Annotated in this window: 18 protein-coding genes and 1 pseudogene; 4 read left to right on the forward strand and 15 right to left on the reverse strand. The window is 73.3% G+C overall.

From position 1 onward, the window contains the following. The 14 genes and pseudogenes from SM757_RS32390 to SM757_RS32455 all read right to left on the reverse strand — a co-directional run. Window positions 1-1,679: pseudogene (locus tag SM757_RS32390) on the reverse strand (phage tail protein); the annotation flags it as partial. Continuing rightward, window positions 1,679-3,982 carry a putative baseplate assembly protein gene (locus SM757_RS32395; RefSeq protein ID WP_322468494.1) on the reverse strand — a complete coding sequence of 768 codons (2,304 nt, stop codon included), beginning with the start codon at window positions 3,980-3,982 and terminating at the stop codon, window positions 1,679-1,681. The pseudogene SM757_RS32390 and the gene SM757_RS32395, both read right to left, overlap by 1 nt. A 31-nt stretch (window positions 3,983-4,013) precedes the next feature. After that, window positions 4,014-4,406, reverse strand: a complete 393-nt coding sequence (locus SM757_RS32400; protein WP_322468495.1) for a GPW/gp25 family protein — start codon at window positions 4,404-4,406, stop codon at window positions 4,014-4,016. Continuing rightward, window positions 4,399-6,081, reverse strand: coding sequence for a hypothetical protein (locus tag SM757_RS32405; RefSeq protein ID WP_322468496.1), 1,683 nt, complete (start codon window positions 6,079-6,081; stop codon window positions 4,399-4,401). The genes SM757_RS32400 and SM757_RS32405 overlap by 8 nt, the downstream gene beginning before the upstream one ends. Window positions 6,082-6,092: 11 nt before the next feature. Further along, the gene (locus SM757_RS32410) at window positions 6,093-6,779 is read right to left on the reverse strand and encodes a phage baseplate assembly protein V (RefSeq protein WP_322468497.1); all 687 of its coding nucleotides are present in this window, start codon (window positions 6,777-6,779) and stop codon (window positions 6,093-6,095) included. Window positions 6,780-7,070: 291 nt separating this feature from the next. After that, a complete protein-coding gene (locus SM757_RS32415; protein WP_322468498.1) occupies window positions 7,071-8,144 on the reverse strand; it encodes a phage late control D family protein in 1,074 nt (357 codons plus the stop codon). A gap of 25 nt (window positions 8,145-8,169) precedes the next feature. Beyond that, window positions 8,170-8,346, reverse strand: a complete 177-nt coding sequence (locus tag SM757_RS32420) for a hypothetical protein (RefSeq protein WP_157119013.1) — start codon at window positions 8,344-8,346, stop codon at window positions 8,170-8,172. 56 nt (window positions 8,347-8,402) lie between these two features. Beyond that, a complete protein-coding gene (locus SM757_RS32425) occupies window positions 8,403-9,515 on the reverse strand; it encodes a CIS tube protein (protein ID WP_322468499.1) in 1,113 nt (370 codons plus the stop codon). Then, entirely contained in the window at window positions 9,512-10,066 is a 555-nt protein-coding gene (locus SM757_RS32430) for a phage tail protein (RefSeq protein WP_322468500.1), read from the reverse strand. Before SM757_RS32430 ends, SM757_RS32425 begins: the two co-directional genes overlap by 4 nt. Then, window positions 10,066-11,568, reverse strand: a complete 1,503-nt coding sequence (locus tag SM757_RS32435) for a phage tail sheath C-terminal domain-containing protein (RefSeq protein ID WP_322468501.1) — start codon at window positions 11,566-11,568, stop codon at window positions 10,066-10,068. The genes SM757_RS32430 and SM757_RS32435 overlap by 1 nt, the downstream gene beginning before the upstream one ends. 55 nt (window positions 11,569-11,623) lie before the next feature. Then, window positions 11,624-12,067 (reverse strand): phage tail protein, encoded by a 444-nt coding sequence (locus SM757_RS32440; protein ID WP_322468502.1) that lies wholly within the window; start codon window positions 12,065-12,067, stop codon window positions 11,624-11,626. Window positions 12,068-12,129: 62 nt separating this feature from the next. Then, the gene (locus SM757_RS32445; RefSeq protein ID WP_322468503.1) at window positions 12,130-13,890 is read right to left on the reverse strand and encodes a phage tail sheath subtilisin-like domain-containing protein; all 1,761 of its coding nucleotides are present in this window, start codon (window positions 13,888-13,890) and stop codon (window positions 12,130-12,132) included. Between the two features lie 63 nt (window positions 13,891-13,953). Continuing rightward, window positions 13,954-14,793: a hypothetical protein gene (locus SM757_RS32450; RefSeq protein ID WP_322468504.1), complete on the reverse strand. Its 840-nt coding sequence runs from the start codon at window positions 14,791-14,793 to the stop codon at window positions 13,954-13,956. Beyond that, the gene (locus tag SM757_RS32455) at window positions 14,790-15,419 is read right to left on the reverse strand and encodes a DUF4255 domain-containing protein (RefSeq protein ID WP_322468505.1); all 630 of its coding nucleotides are present in this window, start codon (window positions 15,417-15,419) and stop codon (window positions 14,790-14,792) included. The genes SM757_RS32450 and SM757_RS32455 overlap by 4 nt, the downstream gene beginning before the upstream one ends. Window positions 15,420-16,299: 880 nt before the next feature. On the opposite strand from SM757_RS32455, the gene SM757_RS32460 reads away from it, so the two are divergent. Continuing rightward, window positions 16,300-16,788 (forward strand): BON domain-containing protein, encoded by a 489-nt coding sequence (locus SM757_RS32460; protein WP_066337559.1) that lies wholly within the window; start codon window positions 16,300-16,302, stop codon window positions 16,786-16,788. Between the two features lie 16 nt (window positions 16,789-16,804). On the opposite strand, the gene SM757_RS32465 is transcribed toward SM757_RS32460, so the two are convergent. Continuing rightward, a complete protein-coding gene (locus SM757_RS32465) occupies window positions 16,805-17,077 on the reverse strand; it encodes a hypothetical protein (protein ID WP_066337560.1) in 273 nt (90 codons plus the stop codon). 364 nt (window positions 17,078-17,441) lie between these two features. On the opposite strand from SM757_RS32465, the gene SM757_RS32470 reads away from it, so the two are divergent. The 3 genes from SM757_RS32470 to SM757_RS32480 form a co-directional block, all read left to right on the forward strand. Continuing rightward, window positions 17,442-18,197, forward strand: coding sequence for a hypothetical protein (locus SM757_RS32470; protein ID WP_322468506.1), 756 nt, complete (start codon window positions 17,442-17,444; stop codon window positions 18,195-18,197). A gap of 104 nt (window positions 18,198-18,301) precedes the next feature. After that, window positions 18,302-19,324 (forward strand): M14 family zinc carboxypeptidase, encoded by a 1,023-nt coding sequence (locus tag SM757_RS32475; RefSeq protein ID WP_322468507.1) that lies wholly within the window; start codon window positions 18,302-18,304, stop codon window positions 19,322-19,324. Beyond that, window positions 19,321-19,902 (forward strand): alpha/beta fold hydrolase (locus SM757_RS32480; protein WP_322468508.1); only part of this gene is annotated, 582 nt, incomplete at its 3' end. The genes SM757_RS32475 and SM757_RS32480, both read left to right, overlap by 4 nt.

Genomic DNA, 19,902 nt, shown 5'->3' on the forward strand with positions numbered 1-19,902 from the left:
GCCGGCGGCAGGCCGGCGGCGCCGAACCCGGCGGCCAGCGCGGCGGGCAGCGTGCCGGCGTCCAGCTCGGCCACCAGCGCCGGCAGGTTCGCGCCCAAGCGGCGCAGCTCCTCGCCCGGCGACTGCGCCAAGGCGCCGAACAGCGACTCGCGGTACAGGCGCGGCAGGTACTGGTCCACGTAGTCGAAGCGGCCCGCATACGCGCGCAGCGCCGCGATCTCCGGCGCGCTGCGCACGTTGCCCCACAGTTGCACGCGCACCCACAGGAAGCGCCCAACCAGCCGCCGCACGCGCTGCGTGCCGGCCTGTATGAGCACGCTGAAGAGGCCGCGGCGCCCGCGCTGCGGCGTCCAGCGCGCCAGGCCCGGGTGGTTGGGCAGCTCCGAGGGGCCACGCTCCCAGGCCGCGCGCGGCGTCTCGCGCGTGAGGGCGTCGCCGGCCAGCGCGGCCACGTCCTGGCCGAAGGCGTGGGGCTGCCAGGCGCCGTCGTCGTCCGCGGGCGGTGCGTTGCCGGCCGTGGCGGCCAGCCACACGACAAAACCGCAGCCTTCGGGAATGGAGGCTTCGGCGAACAGCCGGTGCCACACGGTGGCGCTCTGGCCGCTGTCCAGCAGCTGCGCGTCCAGTTGGGCGCTGTCGCCGCTGCCCACCATGCGCCAGTGCCGTGCCGCGCCGGCAGGGGCCAGGAAGCGGCGCGACAGCGGCAGCAGGGGCTCTGCGCCGCCATCGGCCTGCGGCAGCTGCGGCGGGCCGTCCAGCCGGTGCGCGAACGGCGCCTCCGGCGTGCCGGCCGGCAGCGGGTACACGGTGCCCAGGGGCAGCAGCGGGCCGCCGTCCGCGCCCGGCTCGAAGGCGGGCGCCTCGCGCCGGCCGGGCAGGCGCACGGCGATGCGGCCCCCGTCGAACCAGGCCAGGGTGTAGGCGTAGCGGGCGTCGGCCAGTGCGACGGGCGCGGCCCAGGCGCCGTCGCGGCGCACGTGCAGCCGGGGCTGGAAGCCGGCATTCCAGGCCAGCACGCCCAGCACGCCGTTGCACGCGGCGATGGCCAGGGCCTGCTCGCCGGCGTCCAGCACGGGGCCCTCCACGAGGTCCATGCGCGGCGGCCGGCAGTTCTCCGGCTGCGGGCGGAACACGCCCGGCGCGTAGGCCGCGCGCGGCGGCGTGGTGACGGGCATGGGCCGGCCTGACAGCCGCGCGATGCGCCCGCTGCCGCGCTCCAGCAGCCACAAGCCGCCCTCGCCCGCCACGGCCGCCGCGCGCCAGGGCGTGAAGCCGGCGGGGGCGTCCACCATGGCGTCCTCGAAGCGGCCGCGCAGGTCGTGCATCAGCACGCCGTCCGGCAGCACGGCATGGAACACGCCGTCGCCGTCCACGCACAGGTCGGTGGGTGTTTGCGCAGGCGACAGCAGCAGCACCTCGCCCGGCAGCGTGCTGCGCACCACCACGGCCGAAATGTCCGCGGACCAGCGCGCCACGCCCTGTGCCGCGTCCACGGCGCGGGGCACCTCGTCCAGCGCCGCGGTGGCCAGCGCCTGCGCCGCCGCGTCCACGGGCGTGTCCAGGCGGCGCTCCGAGGCCAGCGTGAGCGCGCCGCAGGCCGCGTCCCAGCGCACGTGCTCGCCCGCGCGCCAGTGCGCGGCGTCGGCCAGTTGCCAGAAGCGCGCGCCGTTGGCATCCATCAGCACAGCTCCGGGACGACCGGCACGGCCACCGCCGTGGCCTGCGCGAACGGGTTGGGCGCGGCCGACAGGTTCGCCGGCAGGCCGCCAAGCTCGTCGGCCACCACCACCGTCAGCAGCTCCGGCAACTGCCAGGGCATCAGCGGCAGCGTCTGCGCCCCGCCCGCGGCGCGCGGCAGCAACTGCCACTGCGGCCCGGTTTCGCCCACGCCCTTGCGGAACAGGTTCAGGCCCAGCACCTCGCGCACGCCGGGCACGCGGGAGATCTCCACTTCCAGCTCGCGCTCGCGCACCGCGCGGCCCAAGGTCCAGCCGCCGCCGTCCGTGCCGCCCGGCGCCAGCGGCCACAGCAGCCGCTTCAAGGCCTCGCGCACCTCGGACAGCACCGCCTCGCGGCCGTAGCCGTCGCGCAGCGCCACCGACGTCGCCAGGCCCAGCGGCACGTACTCGCAGCCGATCACGTACAGCTCCGTGGCCAGCGGCGCCCTGGGCGCCAGGTGCGCGTGCAACCGCTCCAGGAACGGCTTGTCCGGCCTAGGGTTCGGCGCCCCCGACAGCGGCTGCGCGGGCAAGGCCATGACGCTCACCACGCCCGGCACTTCAAAGCGCCGGTCGCGCGGCATGAAGCGCGGCAGCACCATGACGCGGCCCACGTCCACGCCCGGCGCCTCGCGCGCCAGGCGCTCGTAGTCCAGCCCGGTGACGGCGCGGTCGCGGTGGCGCAGCAGCGCGGGGATGCGGCGCTGCGCCTCGTCCAGCGTTTCCGCGTCCGCCCCGCCCTGTGTGGCCAGCGGCTGCGCCACTTTCAAGGCCGGCGTGGCGGCCGGGTTGACGAAGCGGCCGCTGATCTCGGTGAGCGTGAGCGGCGGCAGGTTGCCCGCCGCGCCGCCGCCAAAGCGGCCGGAGCCCAGGCGCACGCGCATGCCGTGCTCGGGGATGCGCCCGCGCACGCCGTCGCCAAAGCGCAGCTCGCCCGCGGCGGCGTCCAGCTCGAACACCCGCGCCTCGCGCGCCACGTGCGGGTCGTCGCTGATGGCGGCCAGGTCGTCCACCCGGCCCCACACGCGCCAGCCGCTGCCCGGCTCCTCCACCTGGATCACCAGGGTTTCAGCCTCCACCGAGCCCGCGGGCAAGCTGAAGCGTTGATCGGGCGCGCCCGTGGACGCCCCCAGCACCTGCGCCGCGAGCGTGCGGCGCTGGTCGATTTCGACGGCGTTGATGCCTATCCACGACAGCGGCAGCCGCTGCACGTTGGCGCCGGGCCGGGGGCGCAGGCGCAGCCAGGCCACGATGCGGCCGGCGCGCTCGGCGTCATCCACGCGCGGGGGCGTGTCGCCCACGCCCGCGGCCGGGTTCTCCACCACGTCGTTGGACGGGGCCCACAGGAAATCCTGGGCCGGCAGCGGCAGCCGCAAGGTGCCGGCGCGGGTGAGGCCGCGCGTGGTGTCGGCCGCGCCCTCGCTGCCGCCGCCCGCGCCGCTGTCGGCCACGGGCTCCACGCTCAGGTAGTCGGTCTCCAGCGCCGTGCGCCCGCGGGTGCTGACCTCCCAGACCACGGGCACCGGCGCGGGCGCGGCGATGTCCTCGAACAGCGCCGGCATCTGCAGCGCCGGCACCACGCCCACGCTGAGCTGCACCCGCGCCGCGCCGCCGCCCAGGGCCGCGCGCACCTGGTCGTTGACGCCGGCCTGCGGCGTGCCGCGCGGCGCGGCCGGGGCCAGCAGCGCCAGCCACAGCGCGCGGTCGGCGCTGGCGGCGAACACGTCCACGCCCTGCGCCTCGGCGCGCTCGCCGGCAAAGACGCGCTGCGTCTCGTAGGGCGCCGCCGCCCCGGTGACGCGGTGTATGCGCTGCAGCCCGCTGATGACGTCGCTCAGCCGCGCGCGCTCGGCGTCGTCCAGCGCGCGCTTGATGTAGGCCTCGGCCGTCACCGGCAGCACGGTGATTTCGGACTGCGTCTCGAAAGGCAGCGGCCCCTTCACCGCCGCGCCCGCGGCCAGCGTGGCCGTGGCCAATTCCGTGGGCTGCGCGAAGGAGAGCTGCACCACGGTGGAAGCCGCGCGCGCCGGCCGCAGCCCCATGCCCAGCAGTTTCAGGAAGACCAGTCGCTGCCGCTCGGGAATGAGGTTGACGCGGTAGAGCAGCGCGTCGCCCAGCCAGGCGAACAGCTCGATGAGCGTGCGGCCCGGGTCGCCGGGGCGGGGGTTGGTCCACTCCGGCGTGTGCGCCGGAATGCGCGCGACCATGTCGGCCACCAGGTCGTCGAAGCGGCGGTCGTCGAGCAGGGGTGCTTGTATGGGCATGTGCGAAACCTCGGTGGCTCAGCTCGGTGTCTCAGCCCTGCAGTTGCATGGTCAACGCCAGCGTGGCGTTCGCGCCGGTGCGAACGATCCGGTAGCCGATGTCCACGCGCAGCGCGCCGGGGTCGTCCGGCAGCTCCCACACGTCCACGCGGTCCAGCACGATGCGGCGCTCCCAGCGCGAGAGCGCGTCCTGGATCAGCTCGCGCAGCCGCGCCCGCGTGGCCAGGGTGTTGGGCTCGTGCAGCAGCCGCTCCAGCCCCGCGCCGAACGCCGGCCGCATGAGCTGCTCGCCCGGCGTGGTGGACAGGATCACGCGGATCGAATCGCGCACGCTGCGCTCCAGGTCGGGGTAGCGCAGCGTGCCGTCGTCTTCGGGCAGCGCCAGCAGCGGCCAGCCGATGAGCGCAGGTGCGATGTCAGCCATTGCCGCCGCTCCTCTTGGGGAAGGGAATGCAGATCTTCAGGAAGGGCAGCCACCAGAAGATCAGGTTGAACAGCGAGAAGAAGATGCTCAGGACGATGAAGGCGCAGATCGTGATCAGCGGGATGTTGAAGCCGCAGATCCAGCCCAGCGCCGGCCCCTTGGTGTCGCCCTTGCCGTCCATCAGGTCCTTGGGGTTGCCGTTCAGCAGGTTCTGCAGCGAGGGCGGCACCACGAAGGCCACGTTGGGCTTGAGCGAGCGCAGGAAATCGCGGTCCGTCGGGTCGGGCAGCGGCACCTGCACGGGCGGCGCGCCGCCGCCTTCGTACCAGGGCGCGATCACGAAGGGCTCGCTGTAGCCGCTCCACAGCGTGTGGCCGCGGCACCAGCCCTCGGTGCCGGGCTCCGGCTTGAGGCGGACGAACAGGCGCAGCCGGTAGCGCGCGCCGGGCTCGTCGTAGCGGCCGGGCGATCCCTTCATGGCGACGAAGCGCTCGCGCACGGCGGCGGCCAGTTGCTGGCGCAGCCGGCGCGCGTCGGCGTCGGCCGCTGCGGGCCAGGACTGCGGCATCTCCGGCTGCCCGCCGGAGACGTCCTGCTCGATGACGACGCGGTAGGCGGCCTTGAGGAAGTCGCCTGCGGCCGTGAAGCGCTGCAGCAGGCTGCCGTCCTCCTGCTGGCGCGGCGGCAGCGGCAGCTGGATGCGCTGCAGCTCCGCGAACACGGCCTGGCCGCCCGCGCTGTCGCCAAACGCATCGAACTCGGCGGCGAGCTGGCGCAGCAGGAGCGTGAAACGGCGCATGCCCAGCCGGCCGGCGTCGGTCTGCAGCGTGCTCCAGTGGCTCGCCGGCAAATCCTTGGGCGGCTGCGTGCCCGGGGCTTCGGCGGCCTCGAACCATTGCGGGCGCACCGTTTCGCCGGGCAGGACGAAATCCATCGCTTGCCCGCGCAGCGGCTCCACCAGGTGTTGGACGAAATCGGGGTCGTCGGCATGGAAGCCGTCGCCAAAGGCGTCCTGCGGCGTGGCGGGCACGCTGGCGATCTCGCTGCTGGTGGTGGGCACCATGGCGTAGACCAGGGTCTTGTTGGCCTCGGCGCACACGTCCGGCGGGGCGACGAAGGCGGGGGTGAACTGCTCGTCCAGCACCGCGTCTTCGCGTTCCAGCGCCAGGCGGCGCAGCTCGCGGCCCAAGGTGGCGTTGGCGGCCACGCCCACGCCCGGGGCGGGCAGGCGCAGCTCGGCGCGCGGGTCGGCGCCGTCCTCGCCCAAGCGGACGATGGGCACCCAGCCGCGCAGGCGGCCGCCGGCCTTCATCCAGCCTTCCAGCACTTCGCGGCCCTGCGCGTCCTGGCGCACGCGGCGGATGACCAACCCGGCCGATGCGATGCGCCGCGGGTCCAGCCGCGGCGTGCCCGTCCGCGCGCACCACAGCTCGGCCAGGGCCAGGTGGAACTGGCGCTGCACGGGCTGGAAGAGCTTGCGCGTGCCCTGGGCGTCGGTGGCGGTGGCCAGCAGCTGGCGCAGCGCGCCGCGGCCCTCGCTGCTGCGCAGTTGTTGCAGCGTGGAGCCGATGAAGTCGGCGTCGCTGCGCTGCAGCAGCGCGGGCGGGCCGTCCTGGTCCGGCGCGAGGGGCGCGGCGATGTCGCGCGGGGCGCCGATGTGCAGCTCGTGTCGCATGGCGCGTCCCTTCACCAAATGTTGCCGGCGCCCGGCGTGTAGGTCGTGGCCACGACGGTGGTGGCCATGAGCACGTCGCACTGCACCACGCCGCTGAACTTGGACATGGCGGCGTCCACCTGCACCATGCCCGCGGACACGTTGACCTGCGAGGCCTGCACCGTGACCTTGGCGGCGGCCTGCACGGTGATGCCGGCGCTCTCCAGCGTCACGCGGTTGCCGTTGCTGTCCTGGATGTCCACCTTGCTGGGGCCGTCCTTGAGCGTGAGGGACTGGCCGCCGGGGGTTTCCAGCGTTAGCGTCTCCTGGCCCTGCCGGTCTTCCAGGGTCACGGTGATGCCGTTTTTCGAACGCAGCCGCTTGGTGGTGTTGCCTTGCGCGCCCAGGTCGGCCGGCGCCTTGGCACTGCCGTTCCACAGGCCGCCCAGCACCAGCGGGTGGCGCGGGTCGCCGCCGGCAAAGACCACCAGCACCTCGTCGTCCACGTCCGGCATCCAGAAGGCGCCGCGGTCGTCGCCCGCGAAGGGGCAGACCACGCGCGCCCACAGCGGCGCGTCCTGGCCGTCCATGGCGTCGAAGGCCACCAGCCGGATCTGCACGCGGTTGAGCGCGGCGGGATCGTCGAGGTTCACGACCTTCGCCAGTTGCGCCTGGGCGAACAGGGCCATTGGGCGGGTGAGCAGGGTGTCGGGGGTCATGGGTGCGGCTGTCCGGCCAAAACTGAAGTCATCCGGCGGTCCTGTGGCACTGGTGCGCCGCACCCCCACCCGTCATGCCCGCGAATGCGGGCATCCACGCCTACCGAGGTGGCGGCGCGCTGGTGTGGGCGTTGCGCGGTGCGGTTCCAGGGCCACACCTCGGCGTTCGTGGATGCCCGCTTTCGCGGGCATGACGAAGTAGGGATCGAAGCGGATGGGCTGGCGGGAGGCGCAGGCCTTCCAGGCTTCTTTCCCTGAGCAGCAATCCAGCCCATCTCTGCCCTCCTCTCGTCAACCCAGCCAGGCGCACTCGGCGCCGAACTCGGTGAAGTAGCCGCGCACGCGGTCCCAGACGTGGCGGGCGCGGACGACGTAGTAGGTGTTGTCCAGCCGCGGCTCCAGCCCGGCCAGGGTGACGTGGGCGCCCACGCGCAGTTGCGCGTTGCCCTCGGCCTTGCCCTCCACGCACACGAAGCGGCGCGCGCGCAGGTCGAAGGCCGCCTGCGCCACGGCGCGGGCTTCCTCCTGCGTGGACACGCTCACGTGCGCCAGGTGTTCGGTGCGCTCGCCCCCCAGCGCGCTGCGCAGCACCTGCGCGCCGCTGCGGCCCTGGCCCGGGCCCACATGCGCGCCGCTGCCGACGCTGGCCTCCACTGCGCTGCCGTCCACGGGGTTCCAGCCCCGCACCGTCACCTGCGTGGCCTGCTGCGACAGGTCGGCGACGGCGCGCGCGGAGATCAGCGTGTCGTTGAGGTCCAGCGTCAGCGCGCCGCGGCGCACGTCGCCGCGTGGAGACACGTGCAGCTCCTCGCCCACGATCTGCAGGTCGGCGTCCAGCGCGCCCAGCAGCCGGCGCAGGAAGGACAGGTCGCTCTCGTTGAGCTGCGCCCAGGTGGCGCGCGGCGCGTCCAGCCCGGTGAGCACGGGCCGCAGGGCCAGGCGCGAGGCCATGGTGTTGACCACCTCGGCCGGCGTGGCGTCGGCGTAGGTGGCGCTGCGCCGCGCCAGCCGCGCGCGCTGCAGCGCGTCTTCGGCCAGCACGACCAGCTCCGGCGTCTCGCTTGGGCCGAAGCGCCATTCCAGCGCCGTGACCACGCCGCGGAAGACCTCGCGCGGCTCGCGCTCGTCGCCCAAATAGACCTGGATGTCCTTGCCCAGGTCGAGGGCCGAGCCGGCGCCGAAGGCCAGCTCCGCGCCGCCGCTGGACAGGCTGGCGACGTTGGACAGCCGCAGCTCCAGTGCGCTGAGCCCGCCCTCCTGCTCCTGCACGGCCAGCGCCACGATGAGCTTGCTCGCACGCACGTCCTCCTGGCCGGCAAGGCGCAGCGTGGGCGTGGCGGCGTAGATGGTGGGCGCGGCGGGCATGGCGTTTTGGGGGCTTGGAAGCGCGTCAGTCCGCCTTGAGCCGCAGCGCCCGTTCGGCCATCAGCGCCAGGGCATGGCGCAGGGCGTCGGCGCGCTCCTCGGGGGTGTCGGTGCCGGCGCCCGGCTGCGCGGCCTGCGCCTGCGGCGTGCCGCCATTGGCGGGCTGCACGGTGGCGTCCACTTCTTCAAAGACGATGGGCATGGCGGAGGTCCTCGTGTGGTCGTGTGGTGGTGTGCTGTTGTGGCTGGGAGGCGCGGTCAGGGGCCGAACTTCAGCCGGCTGTTGAGGCCGCCGTCACCGCTGACGTCCACGGCCAGGCTGGCGCCCGCGCCGCCCTGCAGCCGCCCGCCCACGCCGAAGGCAGCGCCCTGTGCCGGGGCCGTGCTGGTGAGCGCGAACGCGCTGCGCGCGCTGGGCAGCGCCGCCTGCGGACTCACGGACACGCCGGCCCGCAGCCCCGAGAAATCCGCCTGCAGGCCGGCCGGGCCGCCCACGCCGCCGGAGGCCGACAGCCCCACGCCCGCACCGGCACTCAAGCCCAGGCCCGCGCTTGCGCCGCCGCTGAAGCCCGCTGCAGCGCCGAACCCTGCGCCTGCGCCGGCCCCCGCGCTGAACTGCGCGCCCGCGGACAGGCCCAGGCCGGCGCCGCCGCCGATGCCTAATCCGAACCCGGCCCCAGCCGAGGCGCCGGCCGAGAACGCCGCGGCGGCCTGCAGCTTCACGCCGGCGCCGGCACCCACGGCCAGCTCGGCCCCCGCGGAGAAGCGCAGGCTGGCACTGGCGTTGGCCGAGGCGATGGCGCGCGCGGCGTCCGGCCGCCCCAGGGCGCTGGCGGCGCCGGCCGGACCGCCGGGCGGCGCGGGCATGCGGGCGACGTCGCCGCCGCCGTCGTCGCCGGCCACGCCGGTGCGCGCGCTGGTGTCGGCGCTGAAGGTGGCCTCGTTGGTGGTGAGCGTCAGGCTGATGCCGCTGCGCAGCGGCACGCCTTCCGGCGAAAAGAAGTCCAGCGTCTCGCGGAACTGCTCCACCGTGCCGCGAAAGCCGTAGGTGCCCCAGGTGAACTCCACCACCGGCGGCGTGCGCTGGCCGTCCGGGCCCAGGGGCTGCAGCAGCCTGGCCATCTTGAGCGTGTCTTCGCGCACGTCGTGGCCGCTGTGCGTGGTGTCGAAGGTCAGCTCCATGCTGAGCTTGGCCGTGGTCTGGCTGACGTACTGCACCTTGCGCCCGCCGGGGGCGGGCTCGACGTTGTTGGTCAGCGTGTACTGCAGCGAGGCGGGGTTGAAGTGGACCGTGACCTCCACCGTCTCGCCCGGCGAGACGGTGCGGAACTTGGCCAGGGCCGGCGTGCGCGGCGAGGGGGTGAGGCTCATGGCGCGGCTCCTTGGGCGGGCGCGGCCGTGCCGCCGCCCTCGCCGCCCCCGCTGCCCTCCAGGCGCAGGCCCTCGTGGACGAGGTGCAGCTCCTCGATGCCGATCTCCGTGCCGCGGGCGTTGACGTCGGCCGCCTTGAACTTCACGGGCAGCGCGCGCTCCAGCACCCAGGTCAGCGCGGGCGAGCCCGCGCCGTCCAGCAGCTGTATGCGCACGTCCAGCCGGTAGGCGCTGGCGCCGCCGGCCACGCGGGCGAACCACTCCCAGAGGTGGCGCGTGCTGGTCATGCCGCGCTTGAGCACCACGGTGGCGAAGCTCACCGGCCCAACGCGCTGCGCCGCGCCGTAGTTCATGCCGCCGGCCTTGATGGCCTTGGGCTCCATGGTGGCCTCCAGCCCCGTGCACTCCGAAAAGCCGCCCTGGCAGATATCCACCGCGCCGCTGCCGCCCGCGGCCTGGGCGCCGGGCAGCGTGGCGCGCTGGAAGGTCACCAGGAAGCGAAAGACCTGCCAGGGCGCCTCGGCGGCGGGAGAGGTGTCGTTGAGCGCCATCACGCCAGCTCCGTTGCGGGGACCGCACCGCGGGCCGCGTCGCCCAGCGCCAGCACCACGGTGATGCGCTCCACCGAGGCCGCGGGCACCAGCGCCACTTCCACGCGCAGCCGCCCGTTGTCCAGGTCGGCCTGGGTCATGGTCTGCGGGCCGCAGCGCACGACGAAGGCGTCGTCGGCCGTGGCGCCTTGTAAACCGCCGGCGGCCCAGTAGTCGCGCAGCAGCGATTCCATGGCGCGGCGCACCGCCGCCCAGGTGGCGGGGCCGTTGGCGTCGAAAAGCTGCTCCTGCCCCACCGCGCGTGCCGCGCGCAGCACGCTGGCCATGAGGCGAGAGACGGCGCCCGCGCGCCAGGCGGCGTCGCGCGCCGTGGTGGCGTCAGACATCAGCGTCCAAGCGCCCGCGCCCGGCGCGAACAGGCACACGCGGCGCGAGAACTGTTCCCAGGGCGAGCTGGCACCGCCGCCCAACGCCGGCACCGGCTCAGCCTCCAGCACCGGCGCCGCGCGCCCCGCGGCGCTGCGATAGCAGCCTTGCGCCAGCGCCGAGGCGGCCACGTGCCCCGCCAGCAGCCCGTCAGGCGGTTCCAGCCCCTGCGGCAGGTCGGCGCTCCAGGGCGTGCGCAGCCAGGGCCAGCCCAATTGCACGAAGGCGCTGCGGGCGTCGCGCGCGGGCAGCCCGCCTTGCGGCGCGGGCTCGGCCGCATCCAGCCAGGCCAGCGGATCGAGCCGCGTGCCCTGCGCCTGCCGGGCGGCCTCGCCCGCTTCGTCGCCGCGGCACATGGGCAGCGCGCCGACGAAGAGGCAGTCGCGCCGCCAGCGCGACAGAAAGCCGGCGACCTCGCCCACGGCGGCGGACCAGCGCTTCAAGCCGGCCACGTCCAGCGCGGGCGCGCGCAACCGGCGCAGCAGCAGCGGCGCGGGCGCGGCGACGTCGTTGTCGCTGCACTCCACGAAACCTTCGGGCGCGGACACCTCGTCCGGCGGCAGGGGCGCGCGCGCCGGCGTGGCCGCGTAGAGCTCCGGCAGGTCCGGCAGGCAGACCATGGCGGGCTCGTCCAGGCCGAAGAGGTGCGCCAGGCCCCGCCAGGCAGCGGGCTCCAGCGGGCTCCAGGGCACGGCGTTGCCCAGCAGCGCGCGCAGGCGCTGGGCGCGGGTGGCGTCGTCCAGCGCCTGGTCGGCCAGCAGCGGCGCGGGGTCGCCGCAGCGCACGATGACGGCACGGCGCCCGCCCGCGGCGAAGAAGCTGCGCACGGCCGCGCCCAGCCAGGTGGCGCACAGCCCCGAGGCCTCGGCCGTGGACACGGGCCGCGCGGCCCAATCGAACAGCGCGTCGAAGGCATTCCAGCCGTCTACCACCACGGGCAGCAGCAAGTCGGCCTCGCCGGCGCCCGCCGGGACGCCGGCCGGGCGCCGCTGGATGAAACCCACGAAGCAGGCCACGTCGGCGCGCGCGGGCGAGGTGAGCGGCGCGGGGGTGGCGGTTTCGAAGATCAGGCCCATGGCGTGGCGCGGGTGCGGGTTCAGGTTCAGTAGGGAGCGGTGGCCGCCGCGGGCCTCACTCGATGCTCAGGCTCTCGGCCGAGAGCACGATCTCTTCCATCGCCACGTCGCCGCCGCCCTTGCCCGCCAGCGTGGGCCCCGTGTACTTCAGCGGGATCACGTTGCCCAGCACCCAGGTCTGGACGGCGGCTTGCGCCTCGTCCAGCAGCGTGATGGTCACGCTCTTCTTCTGGCCCTTGACGCCGTTGAGCCGCACGTCCTTGATCCAGTCGAACAGCGACTTGGAATCCACCACGCCGCGCTTGAGCGTGACGTCGCCCACCTTGTGCACGCCCGGCACCTTGCGCACGTGGTTCTCGCGGTCGTTGCCGTTGCGGTACTCGGCCACCGTCATCTCCGTGCCTATGCCGGAAACGTCGGAAAAGCCGCCGAAGACCTGGCCGCCGTCGAAATTGACGACGAAGTTGAAGGCGCCGTAAGGCGTGGTGCGACTGGCCATGGATCAGCTCCTGGTGCGGTGGTTGCGGGCGTGACGGCTCGATGCTTGGGAAGGTGCGGCGCTCATTCGCGCGCGTCGGCCGTCTTCTGGCCGATGCGGAAGATCACGAACTCGGCCGGCTTGACGATGGCCACGCCGATGAGGCAGATGAGCCGCCCGTTGTCCAGGTCGTTTTGCGTCATGGTGCTGCGGTCGCAGCGCACGAAGAAGGCCTGCTCCGGCGTCGTCCCCAGCATGGCGCCGTTGCGCCATTCGGCGAGCAGGAAGTCGCTGATGGTCTGGCGCACGTTGGCCCACAGCGCCTCGCCGTTGGGCTCGAAGACGGCCCACTGCGTGCCGCGGTCGATGGAGGCTTCCAGGTAGTTGAAGTAGCGCCGGTCGCTGACGTATTTCCACTCGGGGTCGCTGGAGATCAGCCGCGCGCCCCACACGCGCAGGCCCCGCCCGGGCAGCAGGCGCAGGCAGTTGACGCCGGAAGGGTTGAGCGCCTCCTGCTGCGCGAAGTTGATGTCGGCCTGGAAGCGCAGCGCGCCGCGCACCACCTCGTTGGCCGGGGCCTTGTGCACGCCGCGCTCGCTGTCGTTGCGCGCGTACACGCCGCACACGAAGCCCGAGGGCGGCAGCGCGATCTCCCTGGGGATGTCGTCGCGCCCGGGGCGGGCCATGGGGTTGGCCGTGATGACCCAGGGGTAGTAGAGCGCGGCGTAGCGCGAGTCCAGCGCGGCGCGGGCGTCGCGCACCTGCTGCGGCGTCTGCAGCGCCGGCGTGTCCAGCACGGCGATGCGGTAGGCGCGGCGCGACTCGGCATGGGTGATGAGGGCCAGGGCCACGGCCGCGGCGTCGGCGTAGGCGCTGGAGCCCGGGGCGGCGACGATGCTCACGTCCTCCACGCCCACGAGCTGCGCCAGCGCGTGGGTGTAGGTGCCCGCGGTGGTGGCGTCGCCGATGACGGGGGCGGTCCCGTCGCTGCCGCTGCCCAGCGTGGTGAAGCGGCGCCCGTCCGGGTCGTTGGGCACGGCCGCCAGCGCCAGCACGGCCGTGCGCAGCTCGAAGGGCGTGACGGCCGAGCCGAACTGCAGGCCAAGGGCGTTGACCAGCGCGTCGGCGCGGTTGGCCGGGTCGGCGGCCAGCACGGTGCCGGCCCAACGCGGGTGGCCGGCGGCAAAGCCCAGCTCGTCGAACACCTGCGTGGCGCCGTCGGCGTCGGTGAACTCCACCGTGAGCGTGAGCAGCTGCGCCACGGTGGCGTCGGTGACGGCGAGCGTGCCGGGCGTGGGCGTCGTGGCGTCCTGCCAGGCGCCGGTGGGGGCCTTGACGTACTGCGTGGTGGTCTGGCCCACGGTGACCTGCACCATGCTGCCCGCGGGCAGCGCGCCCAGGGCCCGCGTGCCGGTGACGGGTTTCACCACCACGCGCATGGTCAGCCGCCCGTTGCCGGCCTCGCCGGGAAAGCGCGCCAGCGCGGTGATGTTCTTGTTGGCGCCCGGGTTGGCCACCAGCTCGCGCGTCGCGGCCACGGCGCCGTTGGCCGTGCGCACCACGTACAGCCGCGAGCCGCCGTTGTCGAAGTAGTTGCGCACCGCCTGCGCCAGGTGGTTGATGCGCTGCGCGTAGGTGGTGGCGCCGGTGAGGGCCAGCACCTGCTGGCTGCCGTAGTAGCGCTCGAACTCGCCCAAGCTCGTGATCAGCTCGGAGCGCACCCCCACGGGGCCGCGCCGGGTGGGGCCCACGAAGGCGCTGGTGCTGGTGCTCACGCCCTCTATGGACTTGGCACGGAAGCTCGTTTCCTCGACGTACACACCGGGCGCCAGGTATTCAGGCATGGGACTCTCCTATGGGTCCAGGGAACGTGGTCCGCGGGGCGGCGGGGGCGTTCATGGCGGGTTTCAGGGCAGGGTGAGGGTCAGCGCCACCCGGACGCCGCGCCGCGCGGCCAGGGCCACGGGCTGCGGCGTGGCGGCCACGCGCTGCGGGTGGCTGCCCAGGACGTCGGGATCGGGACAAGGCGCCAGCGCGGGCGCGGGCGCGCGCCCGTCCGCGACCCACGCGGGCGGCGTGCGCGTGCCCAGCGCCGCGACGTGAAAGGCGTGCACGGTGGCGGCGGTCTCCGTGACGACCACGTCGCCGTCGTCCGCGCCCCAGGTGGTGATGGGCAGCGCGGCCACGGGCAGCAGCGCCTCGCCGCGCCAGTCGGTGCTGCCGCGTGCCAGCAAGGCGTCGCCCGCGCCGCGCACTTCGATGAGCGTGCCGCCCAACAGGTCGCCGCCAGCTTCGGCCACGCGCACGTGCAGCGGTGTCCAGTTGCCCACCAGCGGCGCCGCGGCGCTGCGAAAGAGCTCCACACGCTGCGGCCTGAACAGCGAGCCTGCTTGGGCGGCGTGCGCGGGGTCCGGGTCGCGCGGCAGCGCCAGGGTGAAGGCGCGTGCCTGGTAGCGGCCGGCGGGGTCGGCCACGCGCAGGGCCAGGGCCACGCTGCCCAGGGCCGGCAGCGCGGGCGGCGTGCTGAAGGCCGCGGCATGCGCCGCCAGCGCCGGGTGCGACCACAGCACCAGCAGCCCGCCGCGGTTGCGCAGCCAGCGACTGGCGGCGGCGATGGCGTCGGCCGGGTCGGCCGGCGCCACGCGCAGCGGCTCGGCGATGCGCGCGCCGCTGGTGGCGTCCACGAACTCCACGGCGGCCAGCACGCGGTGCTCGTCGCGCTCCAGCTCCAGCAGCTCACGCGTCACGGCTTCACCTCCCGGCCCAGCGCCAGGCGGCGCGCCACCACGGGGGCGAACTGCTCGCGGTCCTCGTCGGGGTCCAGCCGCACGACGCGGGCCACGAAGGAGGCGGAGAGGCGGTAGGACGGCACCACGGCGTCCCAGATGCGCATCAAGTCCTCGGTGGAGAGCTCCGCCGGGACGAGCTGGATGATCTCGTCCGGCGCCCAAGCGGCCGCGGGCGTGAGCGAGGAGGCGTCCAGCACCGGGTGCAGGTGGAGCTGGCGCAGCGTCCAGGCGAAGGCGATGTGCTCGGCCTCGGCGTTGTCGAACCAGGCGCTGAGCAGGTAGTGCAGGTCCAGCGACAGCGCGCCGGCGTCGCTGCGGCCGCCGCGGCCCGGCGCCTGGCGCGCGTGCTCGTTCATGGTCACGCGGTAGAGCAGCAGCCGCATGCGGCCGTCCTCCGCGGGCTCGGCCGAGAGCTGGCTGCTGGCCAGCAATTCAAACTCGCATGCCGGCGCGTTATTCCCATACAAGGTGCTGGGATAGGTATTGCGCAGGAATGTGACTATGGAATCGCCGACCGAATGAATCGCCCTGACGTTGGCCAAGAAATACCCTCCAGCAGCCGCCGCCGCATGGATTGAAATCATCAAAACCGGCAAACAAATGCCGTGCGAAAACCACACCAAAGACCGTGTGAAAAATCGGGTGCGAGCCTGGATTCAAACCACGGTGCCAATCTCGCCAAAGCCGCAACCGAAATGTCGCGGTTGGCGGTGTTGGGCTGTACGAAGGGAATCAGGCAGGCGGCAATATCCAGCCGGCACTATTTGCCGGTCGGGACATTTCGGCTATTCACAGCCGCCAGATTTTTGCTGTGCGCGCCGTGCGGCTCAATGAGGTGCGGGCCGGCATCTTCGGCGCGCATTCTTGCTGCAGCGGTGAGCTTCCTGGGCGGGCAGCGGGCCTGCGCCAACTTGGAATGGATCTTTTCTCGTCATGGGACAGCCTCTTTCATGGCAGGTGCAAACCATTTGTTCACCACCCGCTCTTTGAATTTCCGACTACCGTGTGCAAACCATGCCTGAAAACTTTTCCTGTGTAAATGGTATTCGACGGGGTGCGTCCTGGTTGGAATTGTGAGCGCCGTATTAGTTTCTTGCCAGGGAAACTTATGGTGACTTTGGTCAGCCTCGCGGTGGAAAGGCGCGACGTTTTTGTGCAACACCGGGTTTTTCCTAGAAGAGAAATGACTTTGGTGATTGGCGGCGCCTGCGGCGCAGGTGTTTACCAAAGCTGCACTTTGTTTTGGGCTGGGTTTGAGTTGACGCAAACCGGCACCGGCGTGGGCCGGTAACCCTGGGTCGGTTGCGGCGTGCGCACGCCTGCGCAGGCCTGCGGATGCCGGTCGCGAAAGCCGAACCTAGGGTTTTGGAGCATAGGGTTTGGGCTTTGGCGACCTGTGAAGTAAGCCCGCCGCAAAGCTGGCCGGGCACGCTAGAGGCACAGCCCACCCCCAAGGAGCGAGACATGGAGACCGATGCCGATTTGAAGCGTGACGTGGAGGCCGAACTGGCCTGGGACCCTGCGGTCAAGGTGCTGGGCCTCAAGGTCAAGGTGCGCGATGGCGAAGTCACGCTGGCGGGCCGGGTGCCGGCCTACACCGACCGCTGCGCGGTGGAGAAGCTGTTGCAGCGCCTCAATGGCGCGCGCAGCTTCAAGCTCGATATCGAAGTGGTGTTGGCGCCCGAGGACCAGCGCGCCGATGCCGAGATCGCCCAGGCCGCGCGCGCGGCGCTGCAGTGGTCGGCGCCTTCGCTGCTGGACGACGTGCACATCAGCGTGGACGACGGCTGGCTGACGCTGGACGGCGAGGTGGACCGCCCCTCGCTGCGCAAGCGCGTGGAAGAGGCCATGCGCGACCTCGCCGGCCTGGTCGGCCTGAGCAACCGCATCAAGGTGCCCGGGGCCGCCGCGGCGGGCGCATCGGCCCGCGCGCAGCACGCCTTCCTGCGCTGACGCGCGCAGGGCTGCCTCAAGGCAGCGCGGCTTGCAGGGTGCCCACGCTGGACTGCGGCTTGGCGGGCCCCTGTTCGTGCAGCATCTGGCGCAGCGCCTGCATGACTTTTTCCGGCGTGGGATGGGCTTCCTGCGACAGCATTGGGCGCGAGCGCACGATGCACAGCACGGCCTGCCTGTCTTCCCACGAGGCGCAGCGGCAGGCCTCCATGAGCGGGTCCCCTGCGAAGTCCGAATCAGCCAGGTGCACCGCGCGCGCGATCAGTGCCATGGCGTTGAGTGTGTGCATTGAAATTCTCCGGCCGCCCAAAGTCGGCCTTGCTGGATGTGAACGACTGTGCGCGTGCCGCATGCCGCGCCACACAACGTCCCGCCCGCGCTCGCAAGCTTTGTGTGGCGCTGCGCCTACGCGCCCTCTCACCTGTGCAGGGGGTAGCGCAAGCGCCTATTGCAAATTTTCCATCATTGTTTCCCCGTAGCGGAAGCTGCGTTGGCGCGCCACAGGCTTGACCCTCCCCCGCAGTAGGGCTCCACCTCTTCGAATGGGGGATTGCCAGCAGTTCGATTTCGGGGTTAGCGCGAGTGCCTCACCCGTGGCTTGCCGGTGGTTGAAAATGGTATAAACGATTTATCCCATTTTTCAGGAGGATTCCATGCCGCGCAAGAACGCAACCGCCCCGTCCGTGCTGCTCGAAGGCGCCGCCGCGCCGGCCGAGCCCGCGGCCGCCACCGTGGCGGCCACGCCCGTGGTGCCGGTGGCGGTGGTGGTGCCGGCGGTCGAATCCGCTCCCGCCGCAGTTGACGCTGCCGAGCCGGCGGCCGTGGCCCTGGTCGCAGCGGTGCCGGCCGAAACGGCCGCATCGGCTGCACCGGCTGTGTCCGCACCCGCGAAGCCGCCCAAGGCCAGGCCGACGCGGCTGGCCAAGGCGGCGGCGCAGGCCGTGCAGGGCGACAAGCCGGCCCAGGCGGTGCGCCAAGCCGCGAAACCCGCCAAGTCCGCGCCGCTGGCCCTGGCCGACAAGCCGCTGAAGGCCGGCAAGGCGGAGACCGTGGAAAAGGCCGGAAAGCCTGAAAAGGCGGGGAAGACCGCCAAGCCGCCCAAGGCTGAAAAAGCCGCCAAGCCGGCCAAGGCCGAGGCCAAGCCGAAGGACGCCAAGGACAAGGAGGCCGGCGAGGACAAGCCCGTCGTGAAGCCCAAGCTGGTGCGCGACAGCTTCACCATGCCGCGCGGCGACTTCGCGCTGATCGCCGTGCTCAAGGACCGCGCCCTGGGCTTCAAGCGGCCGGCCAAGAAGAGCGAGCTGCTGCGCGCCGGCCTGCACGCCCTGGCCGCGCTGGACGACGCCAAGCTGCAGGCCGCGCTGGAAGAGCTCACGCCGCTCAAGGCCGGGCGGCCCAAGAAGGGCTGACGGGGCCCGGCCCGCGTCCGCGCGTTCCTGGCGGGCGCGCCGCCTGCTTCGGCGCCCGGCGGGCGGCGCACCCTGCCCGCCCTGAACCGCCCCCAGGAGGACGCATGCGCCCACCAACCGAGCCCGCGGAGCTGACGGAGCTGCAGCGCCTGCTCGACGCCGCCACGGCCGAGCTGCAGGTGCGCACCGTGTGCGAGGTGCAGGCCGGCCCGCGCCGCCTGCCCGTGCTGGCGCTCACGCTGGGCAACCCGGCGCCGGACGCGCCCGCGGCCGGCTTCTTCGGCGGCGTGCACGGGCTGGAGCGCATCGGCGCGGCGGTGGTGCTGTGCTTCCTGCGCAGCGTGCTCACGCGGCTGCGCTGGGACGCGCTGTTGCACCGGCAACTGGAGCGCATGCGGCTGGTGTTCATGCCCGTGGTCAACCCGGGCGGGCTGGTCAACGGCACGCGCGCCAATCCGCAGGGCGTGGACCTCATGCGCAACGCCCCCGTGGACGCGCTGGAGCGCGCCGCGCCGCTGGTGGGCGGGCAGCGCCTGTCGCGCCGCCTGCCCTGGTACCGCGGCCCGCGGCACGCGCCGCTGCAGCCGGAAAGCCAGGCGCTGTGCGCCGTGGTGGAGCGCGAGCTGCTCAGCCACGACTTCAGCCTGGCCGTGGACTGCCACTCCGGCTTCGGCCTGCGCGACCGGCTGTGGTTTCCCTATGCCGGCACGCGCGCGCCCGTGCCGCACCTGGCGGAGCTGCACGCCCTGTGCGGGCTGCTGGACGAGTCGCTGCCGCAGCACCGCTACGTCTTCGAGCCCCAGAGCCGCCACTACCTCGCGCATGGCGACCTGTGGGATTTCCTCTACCGCCGCGCCTGCGACGCCGCGCCCGCGCGCACCTTCCTGCCGCTGACGCTGGAGATGGGCTCGTGGCTGTGGGTGCGCAAGCGGCCCAGCCAGCTCTTCTCGGCCCAAGGCCTCTTCAACCCGCTGGCCGACCACCGCCACGCCCGCGTGCTGCGCCGCCACCTGGCCTGGCTGGATTTCACCTCCCGCGCCGCCTGCAGCCACCGCGCCTGGTGCCCGCAAGGCGTGCAGCGCGAGCACCAGCGCGCGCTGGCGATGCAGCGCTGGTACGCGGCGTGAGCGACGCGGCGGCGCCCCCGTCCGGTGCGGACCTTGAAGACCGCCGCGCCGCGCCGCCGCGCACCTGGGTGCTGCTGCGCGGGCTCACGCGCGAGGCCGGGCACTGGGGCGGCTTCCCCGACACGCTGGCCGCGCGGCTGCCGGGCCGCGTGCTCATGCCGGACCTGCCGGGCAACGGCGTGCTGCACGCGCAAGCCAGCCCGCTGCGCATGGCCGAGATGGCCGCGCGCTGCCGCGGGCAGTTGCGCGCGCAAGGCGCGGGGCCGCCCTACCACGTGGTGGCGCTGTCGCTGGGCGCAATGGCGGCGCTGGCCTGGGGCTCGGCGCATCCGGAGGAGATCGCGGCCGGCGTATTGATCAACACCAGCCTGCGCGGCCTGCAGCCGCTGCACCGGCGGCTGCGCCCCGCGGCGCTGGCGGCGCTGCCCGCGCTGCTGCTTGGGCGCGACGACGCGGCGCGCGAAGCCGCCATCCTGCGCCTGACCAGCCGCCGCGTGGCGCAGGTGCCGCCCGCGTGGCTCACGTTACGTCGCGTGCATCCCGTCTCGCGCGCCAACGCGCTGCGCCAGCTCCTGGCG

Origin of the sequence: Azohydromonas lata (genome assembly GCF_034427735.1) — a bacterium.
In the GTDB taxonomy this organism is placed as follows: Bacteria; Pseudomonadota; Gammaproteobacteria; order Burkholderiales; family Burkholderiaceae_C; genus Azohydromonas; species Azohydromonas lata.

Bases quoted from the DNA above. Each gene is read 5' to 3' on its own strand.
- SM757_RS32395 (WP_322468494.1), bottom strand. From the start codon at position 3,982: ATGCCCATACAAGCACCCCTGCTCGACGACCGCCGCTTCGACGACCTG.
- SM757_RS32400 (WP_322468495.1), bottom strand. From the start codon at position 4,406: ATGGCTGACATCGCACCTGCGCTCATCGGCTGGCCGCTGCTGGCGCTG.
- SM757_RS32405 (WP_322468496.1), bottom strand. From the start codon at position 6,081: ATGCGACACGAGCTGCACATCGGCGCCCCGCGCGACATCGCCGCGCCC.
- SM757_RS32410 (WP_322468497.1), bottom strand. From the start codon at position 6,779: ATGACCCCCGACACCCTGCTCACCCGCCCAATGGCCCTGTTCGCCCAG.
- SM757_RS32415 (WP_322468498.1), bottom strand. From the start codon at position 8,144: ATGCCCGCCGCGCCCACCATCTACGCCGCCACGCCCACGCTGCGCCTT.
- SM757_RS32420 (WP_157119013.1), bottom strand. From the start codon at position 8,346: ATGCCCATCGTCTTTGAAGAAGTGGACGCCACCGTGCAGCCCGCCAAT.
- SM757_RS32425 (WP_322468499.1), bottom strand. From the start codon at position 9,515: ATGAGCCTCACCCCCTCGCCGCGCACGCCGGCCCTGGCCAAGTTCCGC.
- SM757_RS32430 (WP_322468500.1), bottom strand. From the start codon at position 10,066: ATGGCGCTCAACGACACCTCTCCCGCCGCCGAGGCGCCCTGGCAGGTC.
- SM757_RS32435 (WP_322468501.1), bottom strand. From the start codon at position 11,568: ATGGGCCTGATCTTCGAAACCGCCACCCCCGCGCCGCTCACCTCGCCC.
- SM757_RS32440 (WP_322468502.1), bottom strand. From the start codon at position 12,067: ATGGCCAGTCGCACCACGCCTTACGGCGCCTTCAACTTCGTCGTCAAT.
- SM757_RS32445 (WP_322468503.1), bottom strand. From the start codon at position 13,890: ATGCCTGAATACCTGGCGCCCGGTGTGTACGTCGAGGAAACGAGCTTC.
- SM757_RS32455 (WP_322468505.1), bottom strand. From the start codon at position 15,419: ATGATTTCAATCCATGCGGCGGCGGCTGCTGGAGGGTATTTCTTGGCC.
- SM757_RS32460 (WP_066337559.1), top strand. From the start codon at position 16,300: ATGGAGACCGATGCCGATTTGAAGCGTGACGTGGAGGCCGAACTGGCC.
- SM757_RS32465 (WP_066337560.1), bottom strand. From the start codon at position 17,077: ATGCACACACTCAACGCCATGGCACTGATCGCGCGCGCGGTGCACCTG.
- SM757_RS32470 (WP_322468506.1), top strand. From the start codon at position 17,442: ATGCCGCGCAAGAACGCAACCGCCCCGTCCGTGCTGCTCGAAGGCGCC.
- SM757_RS32475 (WP_322468507.1), top strand. From the start codon at position 18,302: ATGCGCCCACCAACCGAGCCCGCGGAGCTGACGGAGCTGCAGCGCCTG.